Genomic DNA, 25,608 nt, shown 5'->3' on the forward strand with positions numbered 1-25,608 from the left:
CCTTGATGAACAGCAGCGACGTCGCTGAGTCCATGGCCTCATGCCAGATGCGGGTGTCGGTGTGCGCGGGGATGAGCAGCACTACCCGGGAACCGGCCGCGCCCGCTTCGGCGCAACGACGTACCCAGCGCACCCGTGCCTCGCCGTAGGGCGGATTGCAGAAGACCGACCCAGCCGACCACGGGAGGGCGGCGCCGTCATCGGGTAGCGCGTAGAAGGTGTCGGCGCCGACCGGGTTGTCTGCGGTGGTGCAGGGGTCGAGCTCGATGCGCCCGCCCAGCACGGCCCGGACCGGCCCGAGCACGTATTCCGGGGTCAGGTGCACCTGTGCCGGGTCGGCCTCGGGTCGCCGGCGCAACTCGTTGTCGAACCGGAACAACGCGATCTGCGTCATGCCCTCACCAACCCCGATCCGGGAGCCAGTCAGCGGCTCGGCGTCCGGTCAGCCACGGCGCCGGCAGAGGTGACCGAGGGCCGCGGCGCAGGTGTGCCGGTGGGCATGCGGAGGGCTGCCGCCTGGAGGGCTACCGAAGGATCGGGTGCCCACTCTGGTTGGTGGGGGAGTGGCTGATCGGCCGGGGTCGCGGCGCGGGCGTCGAAGAAGGCGCGGTCGGCGGTGCCGCCCATCGCCATCGGCACCAGCGACCTGGTCTCGAGTCGTACGGCGTCCCAGGTCGCAAGTCGGTCCGGCGGCGTCTCCTGGCGTTGGAGCGGCATGATCCGGTATTCGCGCCTCAGATCCATCACAGCAGCGGCGGCCGCGTGGTGACCGGCCTCTGCTGCTGTCTCGCGGGCAACACGGCGGACGTGGTCGATCGCCACGACCGGGTCAGTGAACCGCGAGTCGTCCAGCGTGTTGTCGCTCATCGCGTCGGCCCCGATCGCGTCGTCGAGGACGGCGGCGGGACGTGGCCCGTCTCGGCCGGCCCGCTGGGCGAGGCCGGAGCATCGAGGATCGCGCGCATCATCGACACATCCGACCCGCCGCCGGGACGGTGCGGCTCGTCGGCGGGGCTCGTCTGTCCGGTCAGCTCGGCCAGGAGCGCGACCGCACGGTCGGCGAGGTCGCAACCCGCATCGTCGCTCGCCTGCCATTCGCCCGCGGGCGGGAAGAAGGGACCAGCTGCCTCGGAGAGGTCGGCGCGGTCGCTGCGCCACTCGGCGTGCTCGGCGAGCAGGTCGGAGGCCGCGCGCAGCTGGTCGACGGTGGGGCCGTTGACGCTGGTTCCCAGTGCCGAGGCGAGGATGGGCAGCAGCTCGGCCGCGGTGGGCAGGGACAGGTCCTTCGCGAGCCGGTGCTGGCGGTCCCAGTCGGGGCGGGCACCGGGCGGGTGGCCCTCGTAGTCGCAGTAGTTGCCGTCCTCGACGCCGTCGAGGGGGTAGCCGTCGACGGTCACAGGCGAGACGACCCACCGCGGCCCGGCCGGGGTCTCCTCGAGGTGCAGGTAGACCTTGACGTGGTTCTCGATCCGATGCGGGTAGTCGGCGTCATCAACCCACGGGGACTCCCCGGCAGGGGAGAGGCTTCCTGCTGTGGCGGTGTGTTGCTCGCTCATGTCTGAGCTCCTTGCTCGGTCGTGGATGTGGGGGTGTGTCCGGCCCCGCAGGTACACCTCCCGTGAAAGGAGAAACGGGATTGTGGGTGCCCTTCGCCGCGCTGCCATGAATCGGCGTTGACGGGGCCGGACAAGGCTTGTGGAGTTGTGATCAGAACGCAGGTGCGCCGTAGGTGGCGCTCCGAGCAGCCGGGAACGGTGTGGGTGGCCGTGCCGACGTGGTGGGGGTCAGGTTCAGGGACTGCTGGAGCGCCGCCCGCTGGAGCGGGTTGCTGAACCGGGTCGCCGGCTCGCTCGGGGCGGGCATGTTCACCAGGTCGGTCAGCGACGCCTCCAACCGGGAGTACCGGGCAACGCGCACCGGGCCCTCGACGTGGAGCGGGTTGGCGTCGACGAGGTTGCTGTTGGTGCGCAGCAGTTCGCGCCGAAGCGACCTGCCCAGGTTGTTGGTGACCTCGTGCGTCGCCTTGGCCAGCTCGAGCATCTGGGTCGGTTGGAGCCGGAGCGCGACTCCTTGGTCCTCCATCCGTATGAGCGCGGTCGTGAGCTCGCTCTGCTGCCAGAAGCGGCGCGTGTTCTGCTCGACGTCAGGGTTGACGTCATCGAGGTGCTTGAGCAGAGGCTGGATCTCCTCCAGCACTTCGGCGCGATCGGCGAAGAACGTCGCGAACATGCTGGTCTTGGGTGAGTGGCCGGCGGCGGCCGCGAACGCCCGGCACAAGAAGAGCTGGCTGGCCGTGATCTGCCGGGCCGAGTCGGCGGTGATCTCCGGCTCATCGGCGAAGAACGCATCCGAGGCGTGCATCGGCCGCAGGAACCGCCCGAGGCGCCGCTGCGCGGGTGCGAGGTCGGTCGGGGTCGACACCATCGACACCGGCTGCACCACCTTGGACGGTGCGGTGGGTTGGGCTCGTGGGGCCGCTTCCTCGGGGCTGGCGCTGGTCGCGTGCCAGGTCGCGACCCGGGCGGTCTGGGAGAGCACCATGCGTTTCTCGTCCAGCCCCATGGCGAACTCCGGGTGCTGATGGGCCGCGAGCAGGCCGACATCCTCGAGGCGGGAGTCCAGCACCAGGACGGCCTCCAAGGCGACCGCTACGTCGCGCATCACCCACCAGCCGGCGCCCGGATCGGTGCGCCACGGCTGCTCCTCGGCCGCCGACAATGCGTGCGAGGCGGACAGCAGCTCGATCGCCGCCATTCGCCACGCCTCGACCGTCGGATCAGCCGAGGCGGGCGTGAGGTAGTCCGAGTGGGGGCGGCGCTCGTCGAAAGCGAGCGTGGGCAGCGCGAAGGCGATGTTGTCCACCAGCGTCGCGAGCTTCTCGTCCAGCCCGGCCAGCATCGGCTTCGGTGTACGGGCCGGCAGATGGTCCGGCGGGGGATACCAGGAGTCCTGGCCCACGTCGTAGAGCCGCTGCCGCAGCGCGTCGACCACCGCTTCGCGGCAGTGCAGCATCTGGTCGACCGCGAACTCGTCGGCCGGGATCACGTCGTCGCGGATCAGGCTGTTGAGCGCCCGGGCGGCGTTCTCGGCGTGCTCGCCGTAGGTGGAGACCGTCATCGCCGGTCACCCGCCGGGTACCGATCGGGACAAGTTGCCTTCATACCGACGAGAAGCAACCGCCGCGGCGCCGGATCGGACACCGCGACGGGAACTAGTTGTGGAGAAGCCGAGGGATGCTCTACCGGCCCGGAGTGCCGGGGGAGTGGCCGGTTCCGCCGGCGGGCGGCTCCTGCGGCGGCCGCGGGGTCGTCGAGCCGGTGCCCAGTGCCGCGGCCTGCAACACCGTCGACCGCACTGGTGCGCCGCCTGGTGGGGCGAGCAGTTCGCCGGAGCGTGCGCCGATCCTGACGCCGAGGTCGTGCAGCTCGTCGAGCAGGTCGCCGGTTCCCCAGATCTGGTTGCGGGTCCGGTCCGTCAGCGGTCGGATCACCTCGGCATCGGCGAGTCGCTCGATCGCGCGGTAGGTCGATGGCGTGGAGAGCCCGAGCCGGCTCTCGAGGTCGTCGGCGGTGAAGATCGGCGCGGCCGGTAGCGAGGCCAGAACCTCCGCCGTGGCGCTGCCCATCCGGGGTGCGCCGGCCAGGCGGTGCCACCGCTCCGGCATCGCCGCGAGGCGGTCAGCGGTGAGCGTGGCCTCTTGTGAGGCGACGATCGCTGAGCGGGCGAAGGCGTGCACGATCGGACCGGCGTCACCGGTCCGGTAGTGGTTCAACGTGTCGAAGTAGTGCTCACGGCGGGCCACCAGCGCCGAGGCGATCGGGATCACCACGTGCTGTGCCACACCGCGTTCGCGGATCACCGCCGCGGCCAGGGCGCGGCCTATGCGGCCGTTGCCGTCGGTGAAGGGGTGGATCGACTCGAACTGGGCATGCGCGATCGCGGCCTGCACGATCACCGGCAGGTCGGTGCGCTGGGCGAACGCGATCAGATCACCCATCAGCTCCTCGACCAGGTCGGCCGGCGGCGGCACGTACAAGGCGTTGCGAGGGGAGTGGTCCGACCCGCCGATCCAGTTCTGCATCTCACGCCAGCGGCCCGCGTAGCCGCGCTCGGTCGGGTCGTCGGCCATCAGCAGACGGTGAGCGGCGGTGATCCCTGCGGTGTCGATCGGCCCACCCAGCAGCCGGTCCATCGCGCCGGAAGCAGCGACCATCGAGGTGGCCGACGAGTTGGCCTTCACCCCGTGCAGGGCACGGGCGAAGTCCTCGATGCTCGCGTCCTCGTGCTCGATCTTCGACGACGCCACCGACTCCGCGCGCAACAGCAGGGTCGCCAGCGGACGCAGATGCGCGCCACCGGTCTCATCCAGATGGGCGATCGTCCGTACCGCCAGGTCGCACTCGGCGAGGACGTCGTTCGGGACGCGCGGATCCAGCCCTGCCACATACGGCGGGATCGACACCGTCACCTCGCGCAACGTCCGGTCATCAACCGTCCCGCCGCGACGGGCCTGTCGCCACGCGACCGTGCGGTCGCCGTGTGCAGGCACCACCACCCGCGGCCCGGCGTACACCGCTGAGGAATCGCCTGCCGCGTCGTCGACCATTGAGAACACCTCCCGCCTATGTCTCAGATAGTAGATCTAAGTGAGAATAACGCCTAGTTGTTCTCACTCCCCTCCGGCGATGTCAGGGTGTGACAGCGGGTCCGGGGTTGTTGCCGATAGCGGGCGGCTCGGTGGCCGGTCGTGACGGTGGCGCGTACGCGATGCGCAGCGCCCCGGCCTGCAGGGCTGTGGCAGGCGTCTGCGTCGTTGCGCGGCCGCCCGCTGGGCCGGGGTGCTCGGAACCGAAGTGGTCGGGGTCGAACGGGTCGATCAACGTGACCCGGCTCCCGTAGTTGGCGCACATCTGGGCGATGGAGGCCGAATCGGTGGCCACGTAGGCGTCGTCGAGCCAGTCCTCGCGCTTGGTGTCCTCGGCGAACCCGTCGATCAGCAGCGAGTCCTCCATCGCGGACACCGCCTGGTCGTAGGAGGGATAGGGCCCGACGACCTCCGGCCTCGGGTGCTCGGAATCGGCGTACCAGCACAACGTCACCCACCAGCCCGGCGTCTGCGGGCCACCGTGAGCGTTGACGAAGTCGGTCCAGGTCGCCTCAGGGGGCATCGGGCTGCTCATGCTCATGCTGGAGAGAAGCAACCGCCACGGCGCCAGATCGGACACCGGTCTTGAACTGCGGCGAACCTCAGCTGGTGGCCGGAGCGCAGACCAGTACGTCGAGATCCCCGTCGACGTCGCCGGCGGCAGTCTCCAGGCCGCGGAGGATCGCCGCCCGTGAGGTGGCGGGAGAGAGGCCACCGTGACCGGCGCCGATCAGTGGCATCGCGATCGAGGCGACCCCGAGCTCACGCGCCCTCTGCACGGCGCTCCGGGCGCATGCCTCGACGCCGCCAGCGCTGGCACGCCAGAACGCGTTGAGCCCGACGACGTGGATCAGGTACGTCGGGCCGTGCATGTCGCCGGCCGACGTCACGACGGCGTCGCCGACCTGCAGGACACCCATCCGTGCCAGGTCCCGCCACGGGTCGGGGCCGGTGACCTTCTTCAACTGTCCGCTGATCCCGCCGGTCAGCAGCAACCTGCGCGGCACGAAGTTCCGGTTCCAGGCGTTGACCAGCGCCTCGACCGGCTGCTCGAGCAGGTCGCCCGTGACCTCATGAACCCTCAGCACGGCGTTTCACCCGACGTAGACGGCGAGGATCCGGTCGCGGGGAACCTCGACACCACCGCGGACCCGCACACGGCTGCCACCGTCGCCGACCACGATTGCCGGCGCCCAGACATCCGCGCTCCCGGCCGGGAGCCACTCGATCGTCGAGCCAGCCGGGATCACCGTGTTGTGCAGGTCGAACGCCGGTGTCACGGGGACACCAGTGCGCAGCTCGGTTTCGCCGAGTGTGCTGTAGCAGGTCGCGCACGAGCGGCCGGGAGCTACCGGCAGCGCCACGGGACGGCGCGGTGCGCCGCAGGTTGCGCAGGCCTCAGGCATGGCTCGCCACCGCGGCCACGCCGCGGCGCAACAGCCGCTGGGCTGAGTCGATGCGGAGGCTGTGCTGGAGTACCTGGGAGTCCGCCAGGAGCGCGGTCAGGCGCTCGTCGAGGTCGGCCAGCCCCGCCGGCAGGTCACTGATGTGCACGGGGACGTAGTGGGCGGGCCGCCGCTGCCCGAAGTCGGTGAGCTCGGCACGGGCCATGCCCAGATACGGCAGCACCATCGCGTGCCCGTCCTGGCCGGTCGCGCCTTCGAGCGCGGCAATCAGCGAGACCGCGTAGACGAAGTCCGGCGTCGCGTCGTACACGTCACCGGGGCGGAGGTCGGTAGGAACGATCATCAGTAGTGGTCCTTTCGATGAGGATCGACAGCGGGTCCGACCCCGCCATCTAGTGGAACAGACCCCGCCAACGGGCCGCGCCCTGCGCGCCCGAATCTGGGGAGAACGGGCGCCGACGGGCGCCTGTGGAGAGAAGTTGGTGTCCGCGCCTGGGTCATCGCGACCGCCCGAGCCCGTCGGTGGGACCGCCGAATCCCGGCGGCGGCGGGGCTGATGGTGGGGGAGGCGGGGCGATCGCGGGCCGGTCCGTCGACTGGGATCCGTTAGGCCTCGGCGAGGTGGTGGCCGGCTGCTCGGAGGCGTCGCGGGCGTGAATCCGCGGCCGCGGTGCCGGTTCACCTCGTGCCTCGCGTGCCCGCTCAGCCATCTGCTGCTTGATCCGGCGCCGCGAGGTGCGGATCGCACCCATTTCCGCTGGTTTGACGTTGCCCGGCGCCTCGAGCCGTGCATCGCGCAGCGACCGCCACTTCTCTGTCGTCTCGTTGTAGGTGGCCTCAGCCTCGGCCACGAGGGCGGCGTGCTTGCGGGCAGCATCATCGGCCGCGTTGCCAGCCGACGCAGCTGACTCGCCGGCAGCGCCAGGCGTCTCGGCGGCAGTCTCGTCCGTGGACGGGTTCGCGGGGCTGGGTCGGTCGGCTGCCACGAGCCGCATCAGCTCCGTCAGCGCCCGGTTGCGTTCCTTGAGTGCGTCGAGCTCGGCGGCGGCCTCGAAGGTGGTGTCCTCCTCGGCCGCCGAGACCTCGACCTCCTTGCGCAGCCGCTCGACCCGCGCCCCCAATGCAGCGGGCCGGTCGGCGATGCTGCGGACAAGGTTCTCCAGGCGGGTGATCGCGCCGGTGTCGATCTTCCCTGGCGTCAGCTCGGCCGGGGTGAGGTCGAGCAGGTCCGGTGCCCACTCGCGGGTGTTACGGGGATCGTCGACCCCGACGCGGTAGCCCGGCTTCCCGATCCCGGGGCGGTAGGTCCAGGCGTAGAGCCGGACGCCGCCCAGTTTGCCGATCAGGAACGGCCGCCCCTCGCCCAGCGGCGCGTACTCCAGGCTGCCCGCCAGGGCAGGTGTCTCGGCGAGCAGGAGCGCGGTGTGCTTGCGTTCGAGGATCGCCTTGTCCTCCAGACGCCCGTACCTGTTGGTCACGTGCATCCGGAACGCCTCGCCGGAGGTGTCCTGCACCTCCTTGGCTGCTGCCTCCAGTGCGGTGATGCTGGCGGTGAGCGAGGTGATCATGCGGGTGCCCTGGGCGACGACGTTGGCGTGGTACTCCTTGGAGGCGTCGAAGGTGTCGGCCTGGTTCTGCATCCGCCGCAGATCGAGGTCGAGTTGGGTCTTGTCCATCAGCAGCGGGTTGTTCGCCGCGAGAGCCTTCAACATCGCGGCCTCGGACTGGGTTGCCGACTCGGACTGGCCGATGATCGTGGCGTCGAGGTCGGCGAGCGCGAACGCGCGCAGGAAGTTGTCCTTCCGCGCGACGTGCGCCCACTGGAATCCCTCGGTTGAGCCTTCGAGGGGGTAGTAGAGGACTCGGACCTCGTCGTACTGGTTGCCGCGGCGGATGGCGCGGCCGTTGCGTTGCTCGATCTGGTCGGGCCGGTAGGCGCCGTCGACGTGATGGAGCGCCGAGAGCCGGTTCTGGACGTTCAGGCCGGTGCCCATCTTCGCCGTCGACCCGATCAGCACCTTGATCTCGCCGGTACGACACCGCTCGGTCAGCTTCCCGAGCTTGGTCGCATCCCCTTCGGCGTCGTGGATGAACGCGACCTCGTCCGGCTTGAGACCGCCGTCGACCAGCGCGAACTTCAACGCCTCGTAGAAGGTGTGCTTGCCCTCGCTGTTCGGGACACCCTTGTCGCAGAACACCAGCTGGAACCCGCCCCGGATCGGCGCCGGCTCAGCCGAGCCGCGGCGCACCATGAACTCGTGGTCACGAGTCAGCTTCCACTCGGTGAGGACCTGCTCGGCGACCAGCGGCACCTTGGAGTCCGCGTCCGTGAGCTCGGCCGGGTCGATCCCGGCCTCCCAGAGCTTGAGTGCCGGCAGGAGCCGCAGGTCGACGGCCGAGGTCAGCCCGTCGGTGCCGATCGCGACCACCGTGTCCTCGCCCGGCTCGGGCTTGAACTTCGGCTTGATCGCCTGCCGGCGCACGTTGAGCTGCCGGATGAACGCCTGCTGATGCTCCGAGACACCCCGCAGGATCTTCTCGGCCTGACCGCCGCGCAGCTTCGGCCGCTCCAGGCCGACGTCCTCGGCGGTCACCTCGTCGGCGAACTGCACCCAGATCCGCTTCAACTCGCCCGCGTTGACCAGGCCGTCGCCCTCCCGCATCTTCACCTGCAGCCGCCCGGTCACGGTCGGCTCGATGGACTCCTCCATCTGCAAGAACGCCTTGCGGAAGTCGTCGAACTCGCTCACGCCGGCCTCGGCGAGCAGGTCGGGGCGCAGGAACCGGATCATCACGTAGAACTCGCGCGTGCTGTTCGAGATCGGCGTCCCGGTCGCGAACAACGCCACCGACCGCTTCCCCAGTTCGGCGTTGCGGTCCCGGAGCCAGTCCAGCTTGGCCCGCAGGTCCACCGCCCCCAGGTTCGGCTTGCCCTTCGCCAACGCCCGCACGCTGGACTCGACCTCGTCGTTCTTGTACTCGTGCGCCTCGTCGACCACGATGTAGTCGAACCCGGCCGTCTCGAAGTCCAGCGGCCCGACGTCGCCGCCGATGCGGTCCTGCAGCTCACGCAGCGAGGACTCCTCGCGCTCGATCCGCTCCCCGATCCGCTTCACCGCCTTGGTGTCGCCCTCGGCGAGTGCTTCCTCCCTTTCGCCGCGCAGCTTGTCCAGGCGCTGCTGGATGTTGTCCTCGATCGTCTCCTCCGACAGCGGCAGCAGCCGAAACGACGACGCGGTCATCACCACCGCATCCCAGTCGTGCGAGGCCGCCTGGGCGACGAACCGCCGCCGCGCGTCCGGACCGGAGATGCCCTTGGTGTCGGTGGCCAGCAGCTGCGCGTCGGGATAGAGGATCGTGAACTCCCGCACCCACTGCTCCAGCAAATGGTTCGGCACCACCACGACCGGCTTGCTGATCTGCCCCAGCCGCCGCTTCTCCATAATCGAAGCCGCGAGGGTGAACGTCTTCCCGGTGCCGACTTCGTGGTGCAACAGCACCGCCTCGGAGTCCTTGGCCATCGCGACCGCGTCGTTCTGGTGCGGGTCCAACGCGATCGCATCCGACATGCCCGGGTAGGCCGAGTAGGGGGAGTCGACGTAGTTGACGTCAGTGTAGGAGCGGTACTTGTCGTTGTAGGCGGCGTGCAGCCGCTGCTTGCGCTCAGGGTCGCGCCACAGCCACCGCGCGAACTCCTTCTCGATGACCTCCATCTGCTCGCCGGCGGCCTCGGTCTCGGCGCGGTTGATCCGCTCCACACCCTCGGAGTCCTTGTCGGTCACCTGGGGCCGCTGGCCCTTCAACGCGGTCTCGACGAGCTGGTAGGTCGTGCGCCGCGAGGTGCCCCACTTCGCCTTCAACGGCTTGCGCCAGTCATGACCCGGCGGGGCACCCATGGAGCCGCCACCCTCCAGGGCCGGGTTGCGGCGCGAGCCGCCGTTCGCGGGCGAGCACTTCCAGCCGTCCTCCTCGCTGTAGGTGACGGTGGCCCGGTCGTTGCCGGTGATGTCGTGAACGAACGCCTCCACATCGCCGGCGGGGATCCACACCATGCCGAGCTTGGCGCTGATCTTGGTGACGTCCTTGTCCGGCGGCACCGCGGCACGCATCGCGGCCGCCGCCTCACCCCACGTCTCGGGGTCGTCCTCGGCGAGCGCCTCGAGCTCGGTCGCCTTGCGGCGTACGTTGCCGGACAAGAACAGGTGAGCCGGAACCAGGTCGCCGGTGCGGTGGTCGGTGAACACCAGCCCCTTGGTCAGCGAGGTGGCTTCGGTGACCGGGACGCCGAGCAGGTCGGCGATGCGGTCCATGTCGACGCGGCCGTCGTGCTCCCGGCTGATCGCCACCGCATCGGCCGGAGACTCCGCCCTCGACGGGAGCTCGCGGAACCCGACCATCCGCTGGGTGAAGAACTTCGCCTTCTCCGCGGTGTTGGTGAACTCGTCGTACTTCGCCTCCAACCCGGTCAGCGACCACCAGGTGGGGTCCTTACGGATGCCACCCATCCCCGGCTTGGTGTAGATGAGCTCGTACCACTTGCCGTCGTCGCCCTCGATCAGCCCTTCGGTCTGGTTCGGGTCCTCGGGGTCCTTGACCTTGGCCAGCTTCTGCGAGGGCTTCATCCGGCTGATCGGGCCGTAGTCGGCCACATACGTGTCGTAGCAGCGGTTCAGCTCGGTCCGCAGATCGTCGATCTCCGCAGTGTCCTCGACCGTCTCCCGCTCGGCCTCTCGCAGGTCGGCCGCGAGGTCTCGCATCCGCAGCAGGCTCACGAGCTCATCAGCCTGGGAGGGATGGTGGCCATCCTTGGTGCGGCGGCCCGCGGTCACCGACCCGTCCGGCACGTAGGGCACCTCGGTGCCGTCGTAGTCGACGACGGTGAAGGAGTGCTGGAGCGACCCCGCCGAGCCCCGCCGCTTGCCGGGCACCGGATGCGTGTCGGTGTGGGTGATCTGCCCGACCTTCTTCGCCCGGGCCAACGTGCGCGTCGACCTCACCGGCTCCAGACGGGTGGGTGACGCCGGCGCCGGCCGGGGCTGGCCGGGCTTCGACACCGTCGCCGCAGGGCGAGGCTCAGGAGCGTCAACGCCAGGCGACGTCGTCGACGACGCAGCAGGCGCCGCCGGTGTGGTCGAGCCGGTGGGGGAGTGGGCCCGGCCCTCCGCGACCGCGTCGCGAGCGATCGCCTCCAGCCGATACCGCAGCTGGGTGCCCAGGTCCGCGGCGGTCACCACGTTGCGGACCGCCAGCACCTCGCGGCCCATCGCGGCCTGCCCGGTGGACGTGGTGCCGAGGATGTTGGTGCGGTGCGCGGTGAAGTAGCCGTTGATGTGCCGCTCGGTGCCGTCGTCCAACAGGGTCGGCACCGAGGTCACCCACGCGTCGTCTCCCGGCGTCCGGCCAGGTTCCCGCCGCCGCAACACCAAGACGTCGGTGACGACCTCGGTGCCCGCGGCCGCCCGGTGCGCAGCGTTCGGCAGCCGCACCGCACCGAGCAGGTCGGCCTGCTCGAACCATCCACGCCGCACCGTCGAGTTCTGCTTGTCCAGCGTGCCCGCCGACGTGATGACCGCCATCGTGCCGCCGGGCTTCAACCCAGCCAGCGCCTTGGAGATGAAGTGGTCGTGGATCAGCAGCTGATTGCGCGGATTGTGTACCCGGTCCCTGACGGGATAGTTCCCGAACGGGACGTTACCGATCACTGCATCGTAGGTGCCGGCTCGGACCGGCGTATCGCCGAAAGACTCCACCCGCACCTCGGCCGAGGGGTACAGCAGCCGCGCGATCGCGCCCGAAACCTCGTTGCGCTCCACCCCCACCATCCGCGCACCCGCCGGCGCGAACCCGATGAAGTTCCCGGTACCGCAACCGGCCTCCAGCACCAGCCCCGTCTCGAACCCGAGCGCCTCCAGCGCGGACCACATCGGCTCCACGAGCCCGGCATCGGTGAAGTGAGAGTTCAACGCGTTCTGCATCGCGTCGTCGTACTCCGCCGCCGACAACAGCCCACGCAGTTCCTCGCGCACCGTGGCGTAGATCTCGTCGCCGGTCACGAACACCTTCGGCAGCGCACCCCACCCGGCGAACCTGGCCAGGACCTGCTGCTCCTCGGCGGTGGCGGGGCGGTCGGTTTCCTCGATGCGCCGCAACAGCCGCAACGCCTCGAGGTTCGCCCGCACCTTCGCCTCCACGCCGGCGGGCGCGAGATCGCCCTGCCCGGTCGGCTGAAAATCCCGCTGCGCACCTGGGGCGGCGGGGGAGAGGGGTGCTACTCCGAGGTCAGCGTCGTCGGGGTCTCCCGACCCGTGGTGCCCTTCTCCTTCGGCAGGTACACCAGTTCGGCCAGCGCCTCGTCCTCGGCCCGCATCCTCGCCATCGTCGCCCGTCGCCGGGTCAGTTCCGGCGGGTCGTGCGGCCGGCTCGAGGCCCGCAGGTTGTCCGCCGCCAGGTAGTCCACCATCTCGGCCACCTGGCGTCCCAGGTCCTCGAAGAACGCTTGGCGCTCGGTGACCGGGATCGTCTCCAGGCGAGACGGCAGGTACGTCGTCCAGTACCGCAGCGCCGTCGACGCGTACGCCATCCTCGGCTCGACCTCGTTGCCAGTCTGCTGACTCATCGTCGGCTCCTTCCGCCTCAGTTCTAGTGTGCTCCACCTCGCCGACAGCGGGAGCGCCCTCAACCGACGGCTCACTTGGCTCCTCACCAAAGTCCCACAGCGCCAGCTGATCAGAGTCGTCCGCCTTCGCCCGACCTCGCGCCACGCGGCACCTCCACACCGTTGGTGAGGACGACGGCCGCAGCCCACCGCGGCTCACCAACCGTCCTCTCTCCAACGAAAAGCACCCACGCGACCCGCAGATCGGACACGTCGTGGAGAAAAAGTGGAAAACCTCCAACACGGCACTCGCGCGGCGTCCGATCCGCCCGCCGGCCGGTTGCCTTTCTTGGGTATGAACAGCACCCACCAAGCGCACGGCGCGACCGCGACACGACCCGCGGCACACGACCACGGGCACGACCATGACCGGCAGACCTTCGAGCTGTACGGCCGCCGCATCACCCACACCAACCACCCCGACGTCCAACAAATGCTCGCGGCCGCCCACACCGACCGCATCCGGCCCTTGTGCCTGTGCCGCCCCGACGGCGTCGCCATGTACGTCGCCAAGATCGGGCCCGAGAAGTTCGTCATCAAACGCATGCCCGACACCGGCCTCGCACACACCCACCGCTGTGCCTCCTACCTGCCGCCCGAAGAGCTCTCCGGCCTCGGCCAGGTCCTCGGCTCGGCCATCACCGAGGAAGCCGACAGCGGCCTGACCGCCATCAAGCTCGGATTCCGCATGTCCAAGGCCGAACGCGCCGCCCCAACGGGCGCCAGCAGCGGGGGAGTGGCCGACTCGGTCGCCGCCGACCCCAACCGCCTCACCCTGCGTGCGGTTCTGCACTACCTGTGGCAAGAAGCCGACCTGGCGACCTGGACACCCGGCATGGACGGCAAACGCAACTGGCGCATCGTGTCCTGGTACCTGCGCCAGGCCGCTCGCGGGAAGTTCACCAAGGGCAAGCCGCTCGCCACGAAGCTCTACGTCCCCGAGCCGTTCAACCTCGAGAAGAAGACCGAGATCGCAGCCCGGCGGCTCTCCGCATGGGCGCCGCTGCAGCAGCACGGGTCCGCCCAGCAGTTCATGATGCTCATCGGTGAACTCAAGGACATCGCGCCGGCCCGGTTCGGCCACAAGCTCGTCATCAGGCACCTGCCCGACGCGCCACTGATGCTCGACGACACCCTCCACAACCGCCTCAAGAAGCGGTTCGGGGACGAGCTCGAACTGTGGCAGGGCAACGATGACGGCCACCTGATGGTGATCGCCACCTTCTCCGTGGGCCGCGCCGGCCTGGCGACGGCCGAAGAGATCTCGCTGGTCATGACCGACCGCAACTGGCTGCCCTATGAGTCGCTCCTGGACAAGCTGCTCCTCGACACCGCGCTCGAGGCGCGCCGCCGGTTCACCAAGTCGCTTCGCTACAACCTCGCCCCCGACAGGCCGATGGCGTCCCTCGTGTTCACCGACACCGAGACCCCGACCGCGGCATTCCTGCTCAGCAGCGACGAGGACCGCGAGGCCGCCGCCCAGATCGGCGCCGACACCGGCACCGAAGTGTGGAGCTGGGTCGTCACCGACGACATGCCGCCACTCCCGCCCGTCGCGGACCACCACCGGCACACCACCCCCCACCCAGACCAGTGAGCAGCGTCATGTCGCGCCACACCGCCGCGTCGTACGACGACACCCCGGACGCTGCGGCCGCGCTGAGCGCCGACGCGGTCGTCGACCGCATCTGGGACACCGCACGGTGGAAACCACTCGTGCTGGTCTCCTGCGTCCTCGACGACCGCCCCAAGGTCAGCCTCAAACGGCTCACCGCCGCGATCGGCGACGCGGCCGACACGATCGTGATCACCGCGAGCGAGGCATGGACACTCCAACGCCTGGTGCCGCACGGCTTCGAGGCCTACGGCGGCGCGATCAGGGTCGTCCTCCCCGACGCCACCGAGCACGACCCCGCCGAACGCCACCCGCTGTTCTTCACCTACGACAACGACAACCCCGACAACACCGTCTCCCGCATCGCCACCTGCCTGACCCGCAACGGCTTCAACGTTTCCAGGCCCAGCCCAACCCAGACACCGGCTGGGACACCACGGCAACAGCGCCGCACCCAGAAGCTCCGCGACGCGCTGCGCACCATCGACCGCCTCGAGGACACCAACGCCGCTCTCGAAGCGAGCATCCACGACCTCCAGGCCGAGAAGACCGCACTGGCCGAGCAGCTCTCCCGGGCGAAAGCCGACGTCGCCGCGCTCGTCGACGAACTCGACGACGCCACCTGCCCACACCCGATCGTGCACAGCGACCCCGCGCTGCAGCTGCGACACGAAATCTGGCTGACCTGGCTCACCAACACCCCCGAGACCGACCGCAAGGCCCAGCCGCTGTGCGACTACGACCTCGGCCCCGACTTCCTCGACTCCATGAACCTCCAACTCGTCTCCCGCGGCCGCATCCTCGCCGTTGTCGTCGACGTCCTCACCCGCCGCGTCCACCAGATCCCCGCGCGCCGCAGCCACCCGCTACGGTCCGCCGACGCGGGCAACGCACCCCAGCGCACCCGCGCCGACGGCGCCACCGCCTGGCGCTGCGACCTCAAAACAGGCAGCCCCGGCGGCCCCCGGCTCGCCTGGTGGCAACACCCCGACGGCCGCATCGAACTCGGCAAGGCCAGCCACCACGACGACTACTACCTCCGCTGACCCACCCCCGGCAGGCTGGCCCGGCGTGAGGCGCCGGATCTGCGGTTGCTGCTGCGCTCAACGCGGTCGGCTGCGAAACTGCGACCCATGTCCACCATTCACGATCTGCTGGGCGAACTGCGCGCCACCTCGCTCGACGAGCGTGACAAGGGCGACAAGTTCGAGCGACTGATCCAGGCCTACCTGACCACCGACCCCGAGTGGACCGCGCGGTTCGACAACGTCTGGCTATGGACCGACTGGCCCGGCCGCGACGGCCGGCCCGACACCGGGATCGACCTTGTCGCCAAGCACCGCGACACCGACGGGTACGCGGCGATCCAATGCAAGTTCTACGACGAGGACGGCACCGTCCCCAAGGGCGACATCGACTCGTTCGTCGCCACCTCAGGCAAGGCCGAGTTCACCGCCCGCTACATCTTCGACACCGCCAAGGCCTGGTCCAAGAACGCCGAGGACACCCTGACCGGGCTGGCCGTCCCGGTCCAGCGCATCGACATCAACTACCTCAACGACGCTCCGATCGACTGGGCCAAGTACTCCTGGTCCACCCCGGAACAGGTCACCCCGACCGGCCCGAAGAACCTGCGCCCCTACCAGCGGCAGGCGATCAGCAAGGTCCGCGAGGCGTTCACCGCCCTCGACCGCGGCAAGCTCATCATGGCCTGCGGCACCGGCAAGACCTTCACCTCGTTGAAGATCGCCGAAGACCTCGTCGGGGCCGGAGGCAGCGTGCTGTTCCTGGTCCCCTCCATCCAACTCCTCTCGCAGTCACTACGCGGCTGGATGGCCAACGCAGAGGTGGACATTCGCCCGTTCGCTGTCTGCTCCGACGTCCGCGTGGGCCGAAAGTCCAGCACGACTGATTCCGGCGACATCTCCACCATCGACCTCACCGAGCCAGCCACCACCAAGGCCGACAAGCTCGCGATGAGGATGCAGACCGGCAAGCACGCCAAGGACCGGATGACGGTCGTCTTCGCCACCTACCAGTCGATCGACGTCGTCGCCGAAGCACAGCAGCTCGGAGTACCCGGCTTCGATCTGATCATCTGCGACGAGGCACACCGCACCACCGGCGTCACCCTCGCCGGCCAGGACGAGTCAGCGTTCGTCCGCGTCCACGACAGCAGCTTCCTCAAAGGCGACCGGCGCCTCTACATGACCGCCACCCCACGCGTGTTCGGCGAGGACGTACGCCGCAAGGCCAAGGACGCCGAAGCGATCCTCGCCGACATGAGCGACGAGACCACCTACGGCCCCGAGGTCTACCGACTCGGGTTCTCCGAGGCCGTCGAGGACGGCTGGCTCACCGACTACAAGGTCCTCGTCCTCGCCGTCGACGAGCAGTACGTCGCCGACCACTTCCAACAAGCCATGAGCGCCGGCGGCGAGATCGCGCTCCCCGACGCCGCCAAACTCCTGGGCTGCTGGAACGGACTCGCCAAGCACTACGGCTCCGCGGACACCGAAGCCGAGGCCGGGCGACTCGCACCGATGCGGACCGCGGTCGCCTTCGCCAAGGACATCAAGGCCAGCAAGCTCGCCTCCGAGAAGTTCCCCGCCCTCGTCGAACGCGCCCTGGAGAAGGACGACGAACAGACCGCCACCGCAGTACGGAACCGGCTTCGCGTCGAGGCCAGGCACGTCGACGGCACCATGGGCATCAAGGAACGCAACGACCACCTCGAATGGCTCGAAGCCTCCGACGACCCCGAGACCTGCCGGATCCTGACCAACGCCCGCTGCCTCTCCGAAGGCGTCGACGTGCCCGCCCTGGATGCCGTCATGTTCCTCACCCCGCGCGGCTCCCAGGTCGACGTCGTCCAGTCCGTCGGCCGCGTGATGCGCACCGCCCCAGGCAAAGAGCTCGGCTACATCATCCTGCCCGTCGTCGTGCCCAACGGTGTCGCACCCGAAGAGGCCCTCAAGGACAACGAGCGCTACCGCGTGGTCTGGCAGGTCCTCCAGGCTCTCCGATCCCACGACGACCGGTTCCACGCGATGGTCAACCAGATCGAGCTCAACTCGCAGACCGGCTCTTCGCGCGGCACCAGCCCCGCCGTGGACATCTCCGGCGTCCCCGGCGACGAGGTCGAACGCCCCGAATCCAGCGAGGTTCAAGGCGTCCTGGACCTGGAGTTCGACGACTTCCGCGACGCCATGTTCGCCCGCATCGTCGCCAAGGTCGGCGAACGCAAGTATTGGGAGTCGTGGGCCAAGGACGTCGCCGACATCGCCGCCGCGCACGTCACCCGCATCAACGGTCTCCTGAAAGACCCCGACTCCAACCAGGCCCGCGAGTTCTCCGAGTTCCTACGAGGCTTGCGCGAGACCCTGAACGAGTCGATCACCCGCGACGCCGCGATCGACATGCTCGCCCAGCACATGGTCACCCGGCCCGTCTTCGACGCTCTCTTCGACGGCTACTCGTTCAAGGAGACCAATCCGGTCGCCCGGATCATGGAACTCATGCTCGCCTCCCTCGACGAGCACCCGATGGCCGCCGAGACCGCCACCCTCGACAACTTCTACGACTCCGTACGACGCCGCATCGCCGGCGTCGACAACGCCGCCGGCAAACAGAAGGTCCTCGTCGAGCTCTACGACAAGTTCTTCGCCACCGCATTCAAGAAGACTGTCGACAAGCTCGGCATCGTCTACACACCCGTCGAGATCGTCGACTTCATCCTCCGCTCCGCTGATGACGTCCTCCGCGCCGAGTTCGGCCACGGCCTCACCGACGAAGGCGTACACGTCCTCGACCCCTTCACCGGCACCGGCACCTTCATGGTCCGACTGCTTCAGTCCGGTCTCATCGAGCCGCACGACCTCGCCCGCAAGTACGCCACCGAGCTGCACGCGAGCGAGATCCTGCTGCTGGCGTACTACATCGCCACCGTCAACATCGAGACCACCTACGCCGACCTCATCAACGAACAACGGGGCGAGCTGGCCGGCGTCGCGGAACCAGTCGAGTTCCCGGGCTTGGTGCTCACCGACACCTTCCAGTCCTGGGAACCGGACGACACCCCCGACCTCGCGATCTTCGCCGAGAACAATGAGCGGCTCCAGAGACTCAAAGGCCTCCCGATCACCGTCATCGTCGGCAACCCGCCCTACTCATCGGGCCAGGACAGTGCCAACGACAACAACGCCAACGAGAAATACCCCTCGCTGGACGAGGAGATCCGCAAGACCTACGCCGAGCGATCGAACGCGACCAACAAGAACTCCCTCTACGACTCCTACATCCGGGCCATCAAATGGGCCACCCTGCGCATCAAGGACCGCGGCGTCATCGCATACGTCACCAACGGCGGCTTCCTCGACTCCAACACTGCAGACGGGATGCGGAAGACCCTCGCCGAAGAGTTCTCGTCGATCTACATCTACAACCTGCGCGGAAACCAGCGCACTGCCGGCGAGCAGTCCCGGAAGGAGGGCGGAAAGATCTTCGGAGGTGGCAGTCGAGCCACGGTCGCGATCACCCTGCTGGTCAAGGACTCGCACCACCAGGGGCTGTCGAAGATCCACTACGAGGACGTCGGGGACTACCTGACGCGTGAGGAAAAGCTAGCGAGGGTCGCGGATGCCGGGAGCGTTAGCCGGCTGTCGCCGACCTCGATCACCCCCAACCCGCACGGCGACTGGTTGAATCAGCGCCGCGACGACTTCGACAGCTTCCTCGCAATCGGCGATCGCGAGTCGCGCCAGGCGGTCTTCGATCGCTATGGACCGGGGATGCAGACCAACCGAGACGTATGGGTGTACGGCTCGAGCGAAGCTGCCGTCGAGGGCTCTATGACTCGCACCATTCCGGCCTACAACTCTGAGGTCGAGCGTTGGCACGCACTAGCCAAGGCTGGCGACGACCGCGCCGTGGCTGACTTCGTCAACAACGACGCGACCAAGATCAGTTGGTCAAGGAGCCTGCGTGGCTACTTGCGGCGCGGCACGCGCTCATCGTTTGACCAGGCGCTCATCAGCCGAGCGCAATACCGCCCCTTCAATGCGCAGCGGTTCTACTTCGACCGAACCTGGAACCATGAGCCCGGCGTTGTCCCTGCCACCTTCCCCCCGGGCCGGGACAACCACGGCATCTACGTGACGGGTCCGAGCGCGGCGATGCCGTTCACCGCACTCGCCGTCCGGTTTATGCCGGACCAAGCCACCTATGGGGCGCAGTCCAACGGCCAACTCTTCGCGCGCTGGCGATTCGAACTTTGCGAGGACTCCGGAATGCTCGACCTCGGAGGTGATGGCGAGGTCGTCAACGGATATCGCATGGTCGACAACATCACCGACCAGGCGCTGGTGCACTACCAGGCGGCGTTCCCCAACGAGACGATCACGAAGGATGACATCTTCTACTACGTCTACGGGCTGATGCACTCACCGACCTACCGCGAGACCTACGCCGCGGATCTGAAGAAGGCGCTCCCGCGGATCCCAATCGCCTCCGAGTTCCGGGGATTCGTCGACGCCGGCAGGCGACTCAGCGAGTTGCACCTCGGCTACGAGGAAGTGCCGCCGTACCCGCTCGATGGTCTCGACGTCGAGGCGACAGGCGACCCATACGACTTCTTCGCCGTGGGCGCGAAGAAGATGCCGTTCGGAAAGCCGACCACGGAGCAGAAGGCCGCAGGGGAGAGGCACGACAGGACGGTGATCCGTTACAACGACCGAATCACGCTGAGCGGCATCCCGTTGGAGGCGTACCGGTACATGCTTGGCAGCCGGTCAGCGATCGAGTGGATCATCGACCGCTACTACGTCAAGACCGACAAGGCCTCCGGCATCGTCAACGATCCGAACGACTGGTCCCGCGAGGTCCAGGACCCGCGCTACATCCTCGACCTGCTCGCGCGGATCGTCACGGTGTCGCTGGAGACGATGAAGATCGTCGACGCGCTGCCCGAACTGGACATCATCGACAAGAAGTAAGACAGCCCGGAACATGGCGGGCTGACGATCACTCGCTGATGCCGTCGATCAGCTGCTGCTCCTCGCGCGTAGGCCAGACGAGCTCGAGTCGTCGTTCCCGAGCGGCAAGAGCCGCGCCGGGGCAGTCGGGATCGTTGCAGGGGCCGAAGAACAGGTCGGCTTCGAGGTGCAGGTCGTCCATGATTCGTGGTTCCTTCCTCTGCTTAGCGGCGTGCGGTCGGGTGGGTCAGCACCAGCGCACCGCTCCCGGTGGTCGTGGCGGTGGGCTCTTGCGCGGCCTTCTTCCTGCGCTGGCGTTCGGCAGCGGCCTCGCTGATGCGGTGGACCCGCTCGAGGGAGTCGGCACCGTCTTGCCACTGCGCGTAGTGGACCATCGACCCAGCCAGGCCAGCGAGGGCGACCTCGCGGTCGGCGGCTCGCTCGACTACTCGGCGCCAGTGCCGGTCGGCGGCGGGCGCGATGTAGCTGATCGCGATCAGCACGCCGGTTGCAACACCGAGCGCGGGGTCTCCACCGGGCTGGAAGCCCTGGACGACCACGATGACGCCGATCACGAACCGCATCTGCCACGCGAACCCAGCCGCGGGCACCCACGAGAAGGCCCGCGCGATCTGTCGGACCACGGCGTGCAGGAGCGTCCAGGGGAACGCCCACAGCCGCGCGGCGAGGTCGAACCGGGACGGCCCGATCCGCTGGCTTGCCACTGCGTGCCCGATCGCCGCGGCCGCGTCCTCGCGGGTGAGACGGTTCTCGTACAGCCCCTGGACCAGGGTCGGATCGACGATCACCGTGCGTCGTCCGATCCACCTCGCGGGCAGCTCGCCGGTGTCGGCCAGGCGCATCAGCACACGTCCCGGCTCCAGTTCCAGCACCTTGAGGAGGGCGAGCGCCGGACCGAGGGCTCCGCGCTCACCCGGCCGCAGGCTCCGAGCGAACCCGAAGACCCGAACCGCCGGTGCCTCCCAGATCCCGCTTGCCAGGACGAGCGACGCCACGAGCGTGCCGGCGAACGCGGCCACCAGGCCGAGGTCGGGCAGGAATCCCAAGCCGATAACCGCGATGAAGCTGCCAGCGAGGCCGGCCGGCACAACGGCGCCCAGGCGGATCAGCTTTGTCGAAGTCCGCACGATCCTCACATCCTCTCCTTGCCCGGGACCCCTCGGCGGCCCACGTGCTGGTCGACACGACCCGAACGCGCCGACACCTCAATCTGAGTGTGCATCTCACCGACGACAGTGCAACCGCACCGCCGAAAACCTGTGGATAGCCGAGCGCTATCCACAGGTCGCGGGCGAACCAATTGACAGGTGGGTCCCGTGACTACTCGTGCCGGCTCGCCGCCAGACGGTCCTGGGTCTCCTGGTCGAGGTAGACCAGGTCGACCTTCTGCTGTGCCTCCGGGCGCTGCGCGGGTGGGGGAGTGGTGGAAAGGAGTCGCGCGAGGCGCTTCTCCAGCTGCGATCGAGTGGTCGACATGTGTCTCTTCTCCGTCCGTGTGTCAGCGGCTCGGGGACGCCGAGTCCGGGCCGTCGATCCCGCGGTTGCTGGTGTTGTCGTGTTCGTGACCGCGGACGCCTTGCGCGGGCTGGTTGCGCAGGGCGGCCTGCTGCATGGATGCGCTGCCGCAGCTGGGCTCGTGAAGCATGCGCTCGAGCACCTCCGGGCGGACGGGGTGCTCGAGCGCGGTCTGGACGATCTCGGCGAGCGCAGGCGGCGCCTCCGTGATCTGGTCGAGCGCGACCCAAGCTTGGCCTCCGTTGCCGTCCAGGTACGAGCTGAGCGCGAGGATGCACGCCGCCTGGTCGCGGACCTCTTCCGGGGAGCGGCGGACCAGGTCGCGCCACAGGTCCGTGTGGACCGGAGCGGTCGCCCGCGTCAGACGGATCAGCGCGGCATCCCTGGCCGTGCCCCTCTGAATTGCTGCCAGTGCGCGGGCCGCGTCGACGTCGGAGAGGGGCTGCCGGTTCTCGGTGAACTCGTCGAGTCGCGAGCCGAGCCACTCGACCTCCGCATTGAACCCACTCAGGTCCATCTCCCTTAGCCGCTCCTGCGCGGCCTCAAGGTGTGCGGCGACGGGGGCAGGGTCGCCCTGGAGGGCGGCGGCGAGGTCCGTCCGGCTGCCGGAGGGCCGAACCTTGCCCATCAGGGCGAACTCCGCATCCATACGCGCTCGAGCGGAGGGATCCACGGTCCCGCTGGTGCCAGCCAGGACGTCGAACCACTGGTCGCCGTTGACCCACAAGATCGGACCCACGTCCGGGCGGTGCTGGCCGTTGGCCAGCCGGTCACCGAGCTCGGAGAGCGCTTCGATGCAGGCCTTCGCGTCGTCTCCGTAGGCGAGAAGGGCGATGTGCTGCGTGGGGTGCCGACGCAGGTAGGTGTCGGACAGCGTCTGCAGGAACGGCTCCATCTCCTTGGGAGTGGGCGGCAGGTCGAGTCGCGCGACGGGACCGTCGCCGCTCAGCGGAACGCAAACCATCCCCTCGGGATGGAACCGCATGAGGTGCGGTACATAGGAGATCAGGTCGTCGTGCGACCTGATCGTGAGTGTGTTCATCAGGGGTTCCTACCTTCCAACGGTGCGTGTGATTGAGGCGGTTGTCGTGAACGAAGGCACCCGGCGCGCCGGGCCGTTTCGGATGCGCGAAAGCGCCTAGCGGTTCGGGGCGGTCGTGGCGCGGGCGAGGCCCGGCGCATCGGGCGGAAGCCACCTCGCGGGGCCGGTCGCCAGTTGGTTCAGCGCGGCTGCCTGCAGCGGCGCCGACGCTGTAGCGGTGTCGCGCGGGATCACGATCCCGTTGTTGACCGCCTCGAGCTGTTCGAGCGCCATCTCCCAGGTGCGGCCCGTGCGGTGTCCCAACTGGACCCGGTCGCCGCCGGTCAGCTCGACGAGATCGTCGACCTCGACGCTGGAGAAGACCGGCTGGCCGCGGTGGTCGCAGTCAGCCTTGAACAACCCCAAGTCGGGGTGGTTCAGGTACACCGCTCCGAGTGCGACGTAGGTGGGCTCCTCCCAGACCTTCCATGCGGCGTCCTCGGGCAGGACCTGCCTGATGTCGTTGCTGGTTCCGCAAGGAGTCTCGGAGTGGATGTACCCGCGGCCGAGCTCGAGGCTGGGCAGGCGGGACGGGGCGGCCGGGTCTCGCTCCGGGTCGTCGGGCAGGACGTACTCGTTGTCGAGGTTGAACTGCTCGAGCACGTCGAGCACCTTGCTCACGTCTTCCGGCGGGCAGGAGTAGATCACGACCTGCATCCACGTGCGATCAACCATGACGTTGTGCACCTTCCTCTCAGATGGCGATGCCGGGGTCGGACGGCTTGGTGTGGGCCTGATGCGGGTGCCTCGCGGTGGCCTCCGGGTGGCTCGCTGCGTAGCTCAGGGACCCTGCGAGCGCCGCTGAGGTCCGCGCCCGCGACTGGGCACTCTCGATGACCGACCGCATCATCGACACGTCCTCGTCCGCCCGGGTGACCTGCTGGTCTGCGTGGTGGACCCGCTCGTCGAGGAGCATCAGCGCGTCGGTACCGGTCGCCGACTCGGCGGCTTGCTGCGCGTGGCGAGTGATCTGATCCGCGAGCGGACGCGACAACCTCACGACCTCGCTGAGCACATCCAACTGCGTACGCAGCGCCCGGAGCTCGATGTCATTCGACTCCTCCCAGTTCTCGCTGCTGTGGAACAGCTCGTAGCCGGCGCGCTCGATCGCGCTTCCGGCGGCGGTCAGGTGGTGCGCGAGGTCCTCACCGAGTTCGTTCATCAGCCCAGACCTGTTGCGCAGCCGTGCGAGGTGGTCGGTAGCGGACTCCATGTAGAAGTCACGCCGTTCCTCCTGGTGGGCGTTGAAGGCGTCGGTCGCCGCCTCGTCGAGTACCCGCAGGGACGACGTGGCGAGGTCGCCGAGTTCATCCACAGCGTCAGCGGCGCGCCTGAGTGCACGCTCCGCGTCGAACACAGCATCGGCGGCCGCGTGCAGCTCGCGCTCCTTCATCGGTCCTCACCGAACCTGCGCCCGGGGTCGTCGAGCGTCGCGAGGACCGACCGGAGTTGGTTCGCGGCCGACATGGTCTGCGTGAGGTGATCTCGCAGCGCGACGACCGGGTGGGGGTGCACCCGGTCGCATGGGCCAGTCGGTTCGTTCGGGTGCTGCGTCATCGCGGGGCCTTCTCCCTCGTGGGTGTGCTCTCTTGCCAGAGAGAAGCAACCGGCCGCACGCCCGATCGGACAGAGCCAGCCCCACTTTCTTCGGCACCCCGGGATCCCTCAGCGCATGGAGCTCCGTGGGGGAGGGGCTTCCACAGTGGGCGTCTGGTCGTCAACACTTGCTGCTCATGGACGACGAGGCGGTCCTACTCGCGCGGCAGGTGGCCATGGCGGCATCGGCCTGGCGTCACGCGAAGGCTGACACCGAGGCCTACCGCCGGCTGGTCGTCGCCGTCACCGCGTGGGATGCGTACGTCGCACCGACCCTTGAGCCGACGGCCACCGAGGACGGCGTGGCTGCCCAGATCCGCAAGGCAGCACGTCGCGCCCTGCACGGCATGGACGACGAGGCAGCCCACCTCGCCGGCAAGGTGGCCACGACCGCATCAGCCTGGCTCCGTGCGCCCACCGACGCCGAGAACTACCGGCGCTTCGCCGCCGCGACCGACGACTGGGACAACTACGCCGCTCCACGCCTTGAAGAGCCGGCCGAGGAGCTGCTTGACCAGCTCGCCGACGACTCCGCGCCGGTCTCTCTTAGCGAGCTGCTCCCCGAGGTCACTGCTCAGATCCACGCCGCCGACCCCCGGAGACGCTGACCGGCTCCCCAGCGCCGGGGCGACGGCCGCTGTCGCCCTGCCTGGGCCACCACGAGGGGGAGTGGAGAGCCCGCCAGCGTCTCGGGTCACCGACGGGCTCTCGGAGCGCCGAGCATTCCACGCACTGCCGACACATGTCCCCCGAACGCTCCAGGTCGAGCCCGCGGGTCATGTCCCGTGGCCTGACATCCGGTCGTTTCGTCTTTCGTTCCGTCATTCCGTTTCGTTACGTCTAACGTCATGCTATGGTGACGTTATGAGCGAACAGGTGCAGCAGACCGATCAGCGGACGTGCCGCTTCCCCGGCTGCGACCGCCCCGCGGCCGCAGGGGACGCCGGAACCGGCCGACCACCGGAGTACTGCGACGACGCAAGCCACAACCGCGCCTCGGCATGGCGCGAGCGGCAGCGCCTCAAGGACTCCGGTCAGCCCGACGCCCGCGGCGCAGGTGACGACGCGCGACCCGTCGAGGCCGCCCGTCAGAAGGCAAGCG

General features: G+C 68.8%; 21 protein-coding genes. 4 read left to right on the forward strand and 17 right to left on the reverse strand.

The genetic code is table 11. The annotated features are described in order from the left end of the window. From ACYQ1K_RS26000 to ACYQ1K_RS26050, 11 genes are all read right to left on the reverse strand, one after another. A partial coding sequence (locus ACYQ1K_RS26000) for a DNA N-6-adenine-methyltransferase (RefSeq protein ID WP_459986467.1) occupies nucleotides 1–394 on the reverse strand: 394 nt, incomplete at its 3' end. A 29-nt stretch (nucleotides 395–423) separates the two neighbouring features. Beyond that, a complete protein-coding gene (locus tag ACYQ1K_RS26005) occupies nucleotides 424–867 on the reverse strand; it encodes a hypothetical protein (protein ID WP_459986469.1) in 444 nt (147 codons plus the stop codon). After that, entirely contained in the window at nucleotides 864–1,556 is a 693-nt protein-coding gene (locus ACYQ1K_RS26010; protein WP_459986470.1) for a hypothetical protein, read from the reverse strand. Before ACYQ1K_RS26010 ends, ACYQ1K_RS26005 begins: the two co-directional genes overlap by 4 nt. Before the next feature lie 151 nt (nucleotides 1,557–1,707). Then, nucleotides 1,708–3,117 carry a hypothetical protein gene (locus tag ACYQ1K_RS26015; RefSeq protein ID WP_459986471.1) on the reverse strand — a complete coding sequence of 470 codons (1,410 nt, stop codon included), beginning with the start codon at nucleotides 3,115–3,117 and terminating at the stop codon, nucleotides 1,708–1,710. 121 nt (nucleotides 3,118–3,238) lie between these two features. Then, on the reverse strand, nucleotides 3,239–4,606 hold the full coding sequence (locus ACYQ1K_RS26020) for a Fic family protein (protein ID WP_459986472.1): 1,368 nt from the start codon (nucleotides 4,604–4,606) through the stop codon (nucleotides 3,239–3,241). A gap of 82 nt (nucleotides 4,607–4,688) precedes the next feature. After that, on the reverse strand, nucleotides 4,689–5,186 hold the full coding sequence (locus tag ACYQ1K_RS26025) for a hypothetical protein (protein WP_459986474.1): 498 nt from the start codon (nucleotides 5,184–5,186) through the stop codon (nucleotides 4,689–4,691). Nucleotides 5,187–5,247: 61 nt separating this feature from the next. Further along, entirely contained in the window at nucleotides 5,248–5,733 is a 486-nt protein-coding gene (locus ACYQ1K_RS26030; RefSeq protein WP_459986475.1) for a macro domain-containing protein, read from the reverse strand. A gap of 6 nt (nucleotides 5,734–5,739) precedes the next feature. After that, on the reverse strand, nucleotides 5,740–5,925 hold the full coding sequence (locus ACYQ1K_RS26035; protein WP_459986476.1) for a hypothetical protein: 186 nt from the start codon (nucleotides 5,923–5,925) through the stop codon (nucleotides 5,740–5,742). A 118-nt stretch (nucleotides 5,926–6,043) separates the two neighbouring features. Beyond that, nucleotides 6,044–6,394 carry a hypothetical protein gene (locus tag ACYQ1K_RS26040; protein WP_459986478.1) on the reverse strand — a complete coding sequence of 117 codons (351 nt, stop codon included), beginning with the start codon at nucleotides 6,392–6,394 and terminating at the stop codon, nucleotides 6,044–6,046. 154 nt (nucleotides 6,395–6,548) lie between these two features. Beyond that, on the reverse strand, nucleotides 6,549–12,230 hold the full coding sequence (locus ACYQ1K_RS26045; RefSeq protein WP_459986479.1) for an SNF2-related protein: 5,682 nt from the start codon (nucleotides 12,228–12,230) through the stop codon (nucleotides 6,549–6,551). 89 nt (nucleotides 12,231–12,319) lie between these two features. Then, complete coding sequence (locus ACYQ1K_RS26050; protein WP_459986480.1) at nucleotides 12,320–12,667, reverse strand: hypothetical protein; 348 nt, start codon at nucleotides 12,665–12,667, stop codon at nucleotides 12,320–12,322. Nucleotides 12,668–13,001: 334 nt separating this feature from the next. Here ACYQ1K_RS26050 and ACYQ1K_RS26055 point away from each other — a divergent pair, with 334 nt between their 5' ends. The 3 genes from ACYQ1K_RS26055 to ACYQ1K_RS26065 all read left to right on the forward strand — a co-directional run bounded on the left by ACYQ1K_RS26055 (nucleotide 13,002) and on the right by ACYQ1K_RS26065 (nucleotide 20,314). Next, entirely contained in the window at nucleotides 13,002–14,303 is a 1,302-nt protein-coding gene (locus ACYQ1K_RS26055) for a DUF1173 domain-containing protein (protein ID WP_459986481.1), read from the forward strand. Between the two features lie 8 nt (nucleotides 14,304–14,311). Next, nucleotides 14,312–15,367, forward strand: coding sequence for a hypothetical protein (locus ACYQ1K_RS26060; protein ID WP_459986483.1), 1,056 nt, complete (start codon nucleotides 14,312–14,314; stop codon nucleotides 15,365–15,367). Nucleotides 15,368–15,454: 87 nt separating this feature from the next. After that, complete coding sequence (locus tag ACYQ1K_RS26065) at nucleotides 15,455–20,314, forward strand: DEAD/DEAH box helicase (protein ID WP_459986485.1); 4,860 nt, start codon at nucleotides 15,455–15,457, stop codon at nucleotides 20,312–20,314. A gap of 28 nt (nucleotides 20,315–20,342) precedes the next feature. Here the strand turns inward: ACYQ1K_RS26065 and ACYQ1K_RS26070 are convergent, their stop codons facing one another. The 6 genes from ACYQ1K_RS26070 to ACYQ1K_RS26095 form a co-directional block, all read right to left on the reverse strand. Beyond that, nucleotides 20,343–20,495 (reverse strand): hypothetical protein, encoded by a 153-nt coding sequence (locus ACYQ1K_RS26070; RefSeq protein WP_459986486.1) that lies wholly within the window; start codon nucleotides 20,493–20,495, stop codon nucleotides 20,343–20,345. Between the two features lie 22 nt (nucleotides 20,496–20,517). Beyond that, nucleotides 20,518–21,441: a hypothetical protein gene (locus ACYQ1K_RS26075; RefSeq protein WP_459986488.1), complete on the reverse strand. Its 924-nt coding sequence runs from the start codon at nucleotides 21,439–21,441 to the stop codon at nucleotides 20,518–20,520. A 193-nt stretch (nucleotides 21,442–21,634) separates the two neighbouring features. Then, complete coding sequence (locus ACYQ1K_RS26080) at nucleotides 21,635–21,790, reverse strand: hypothetical protein (RefSeq protein WP_459986490.1); 156 nt, start codon at nucleotides 21,788–21,790, stop codon at nucleotides 21,635–21,637. Nucleotides 21,791–21,812: 22 nt separating this feature from the next. Further along, entirely contained in the window at nucleotides 21,813–22,871 is a 1,059-nt protein-coding gene (locus ACYQ1K_RS26085; RefSeq protein WP_459986491.1) for a DUF4192 domain-containing protein, read from the reverse strand. A 96-nt stretch (nucleotides 22,872–22,967) separates the two neighbouring features. Beyond that, complete coding sequence (locus tag ACYQ1K_RS26090) at nucleotides 22,968–23,585, reverse strand: DUF3145 family protein (RefSeq protein ID WP_459986492.1); 618 nt, start codon at nucleotides 23,583–23,585, stop codon at nucleotides 22,968–22,970. Between the two features lie 19 nt (nucleotides 23,586–23,604). Then, nucleotides 23,605–24,303, reverse strand: coding sequence for a hypothetical protein (locus tag ACYQ1K_RS26095; protein ID WP_459986493.1), 699 nt, complete (start codon nucleotides 24,301–24,303; stop codon nucleotides 23,605–23,607). Between the two features lie 340 nt (nucleotides 24,304–24,643). On the opposite strand from ACYQ1K_RS26095, the gene ACYQ1K_RS26100 reads away from it, so the two are divergent. Continuing rightward, nucleotides 24,644–25,114 carry a hypothetical protein gene (locus ACYQ1K_RS26100; RefSeq protein ID WP_459986494.1) on the forward strand — a complete coding sequence of 157 codons (471 nt, stop codon included), beginning with the start codon at nucleotides 24,644–24,646 and terminating at the stop codon, nucleotides 25,112–25,114. The last annotated feature ends 494 nt before the right edge of the window (nucleotides 25,115–25,608 follow it).

It is taken from the genome of Nocardioides sp. AN3, assembly GCF_054653495.1.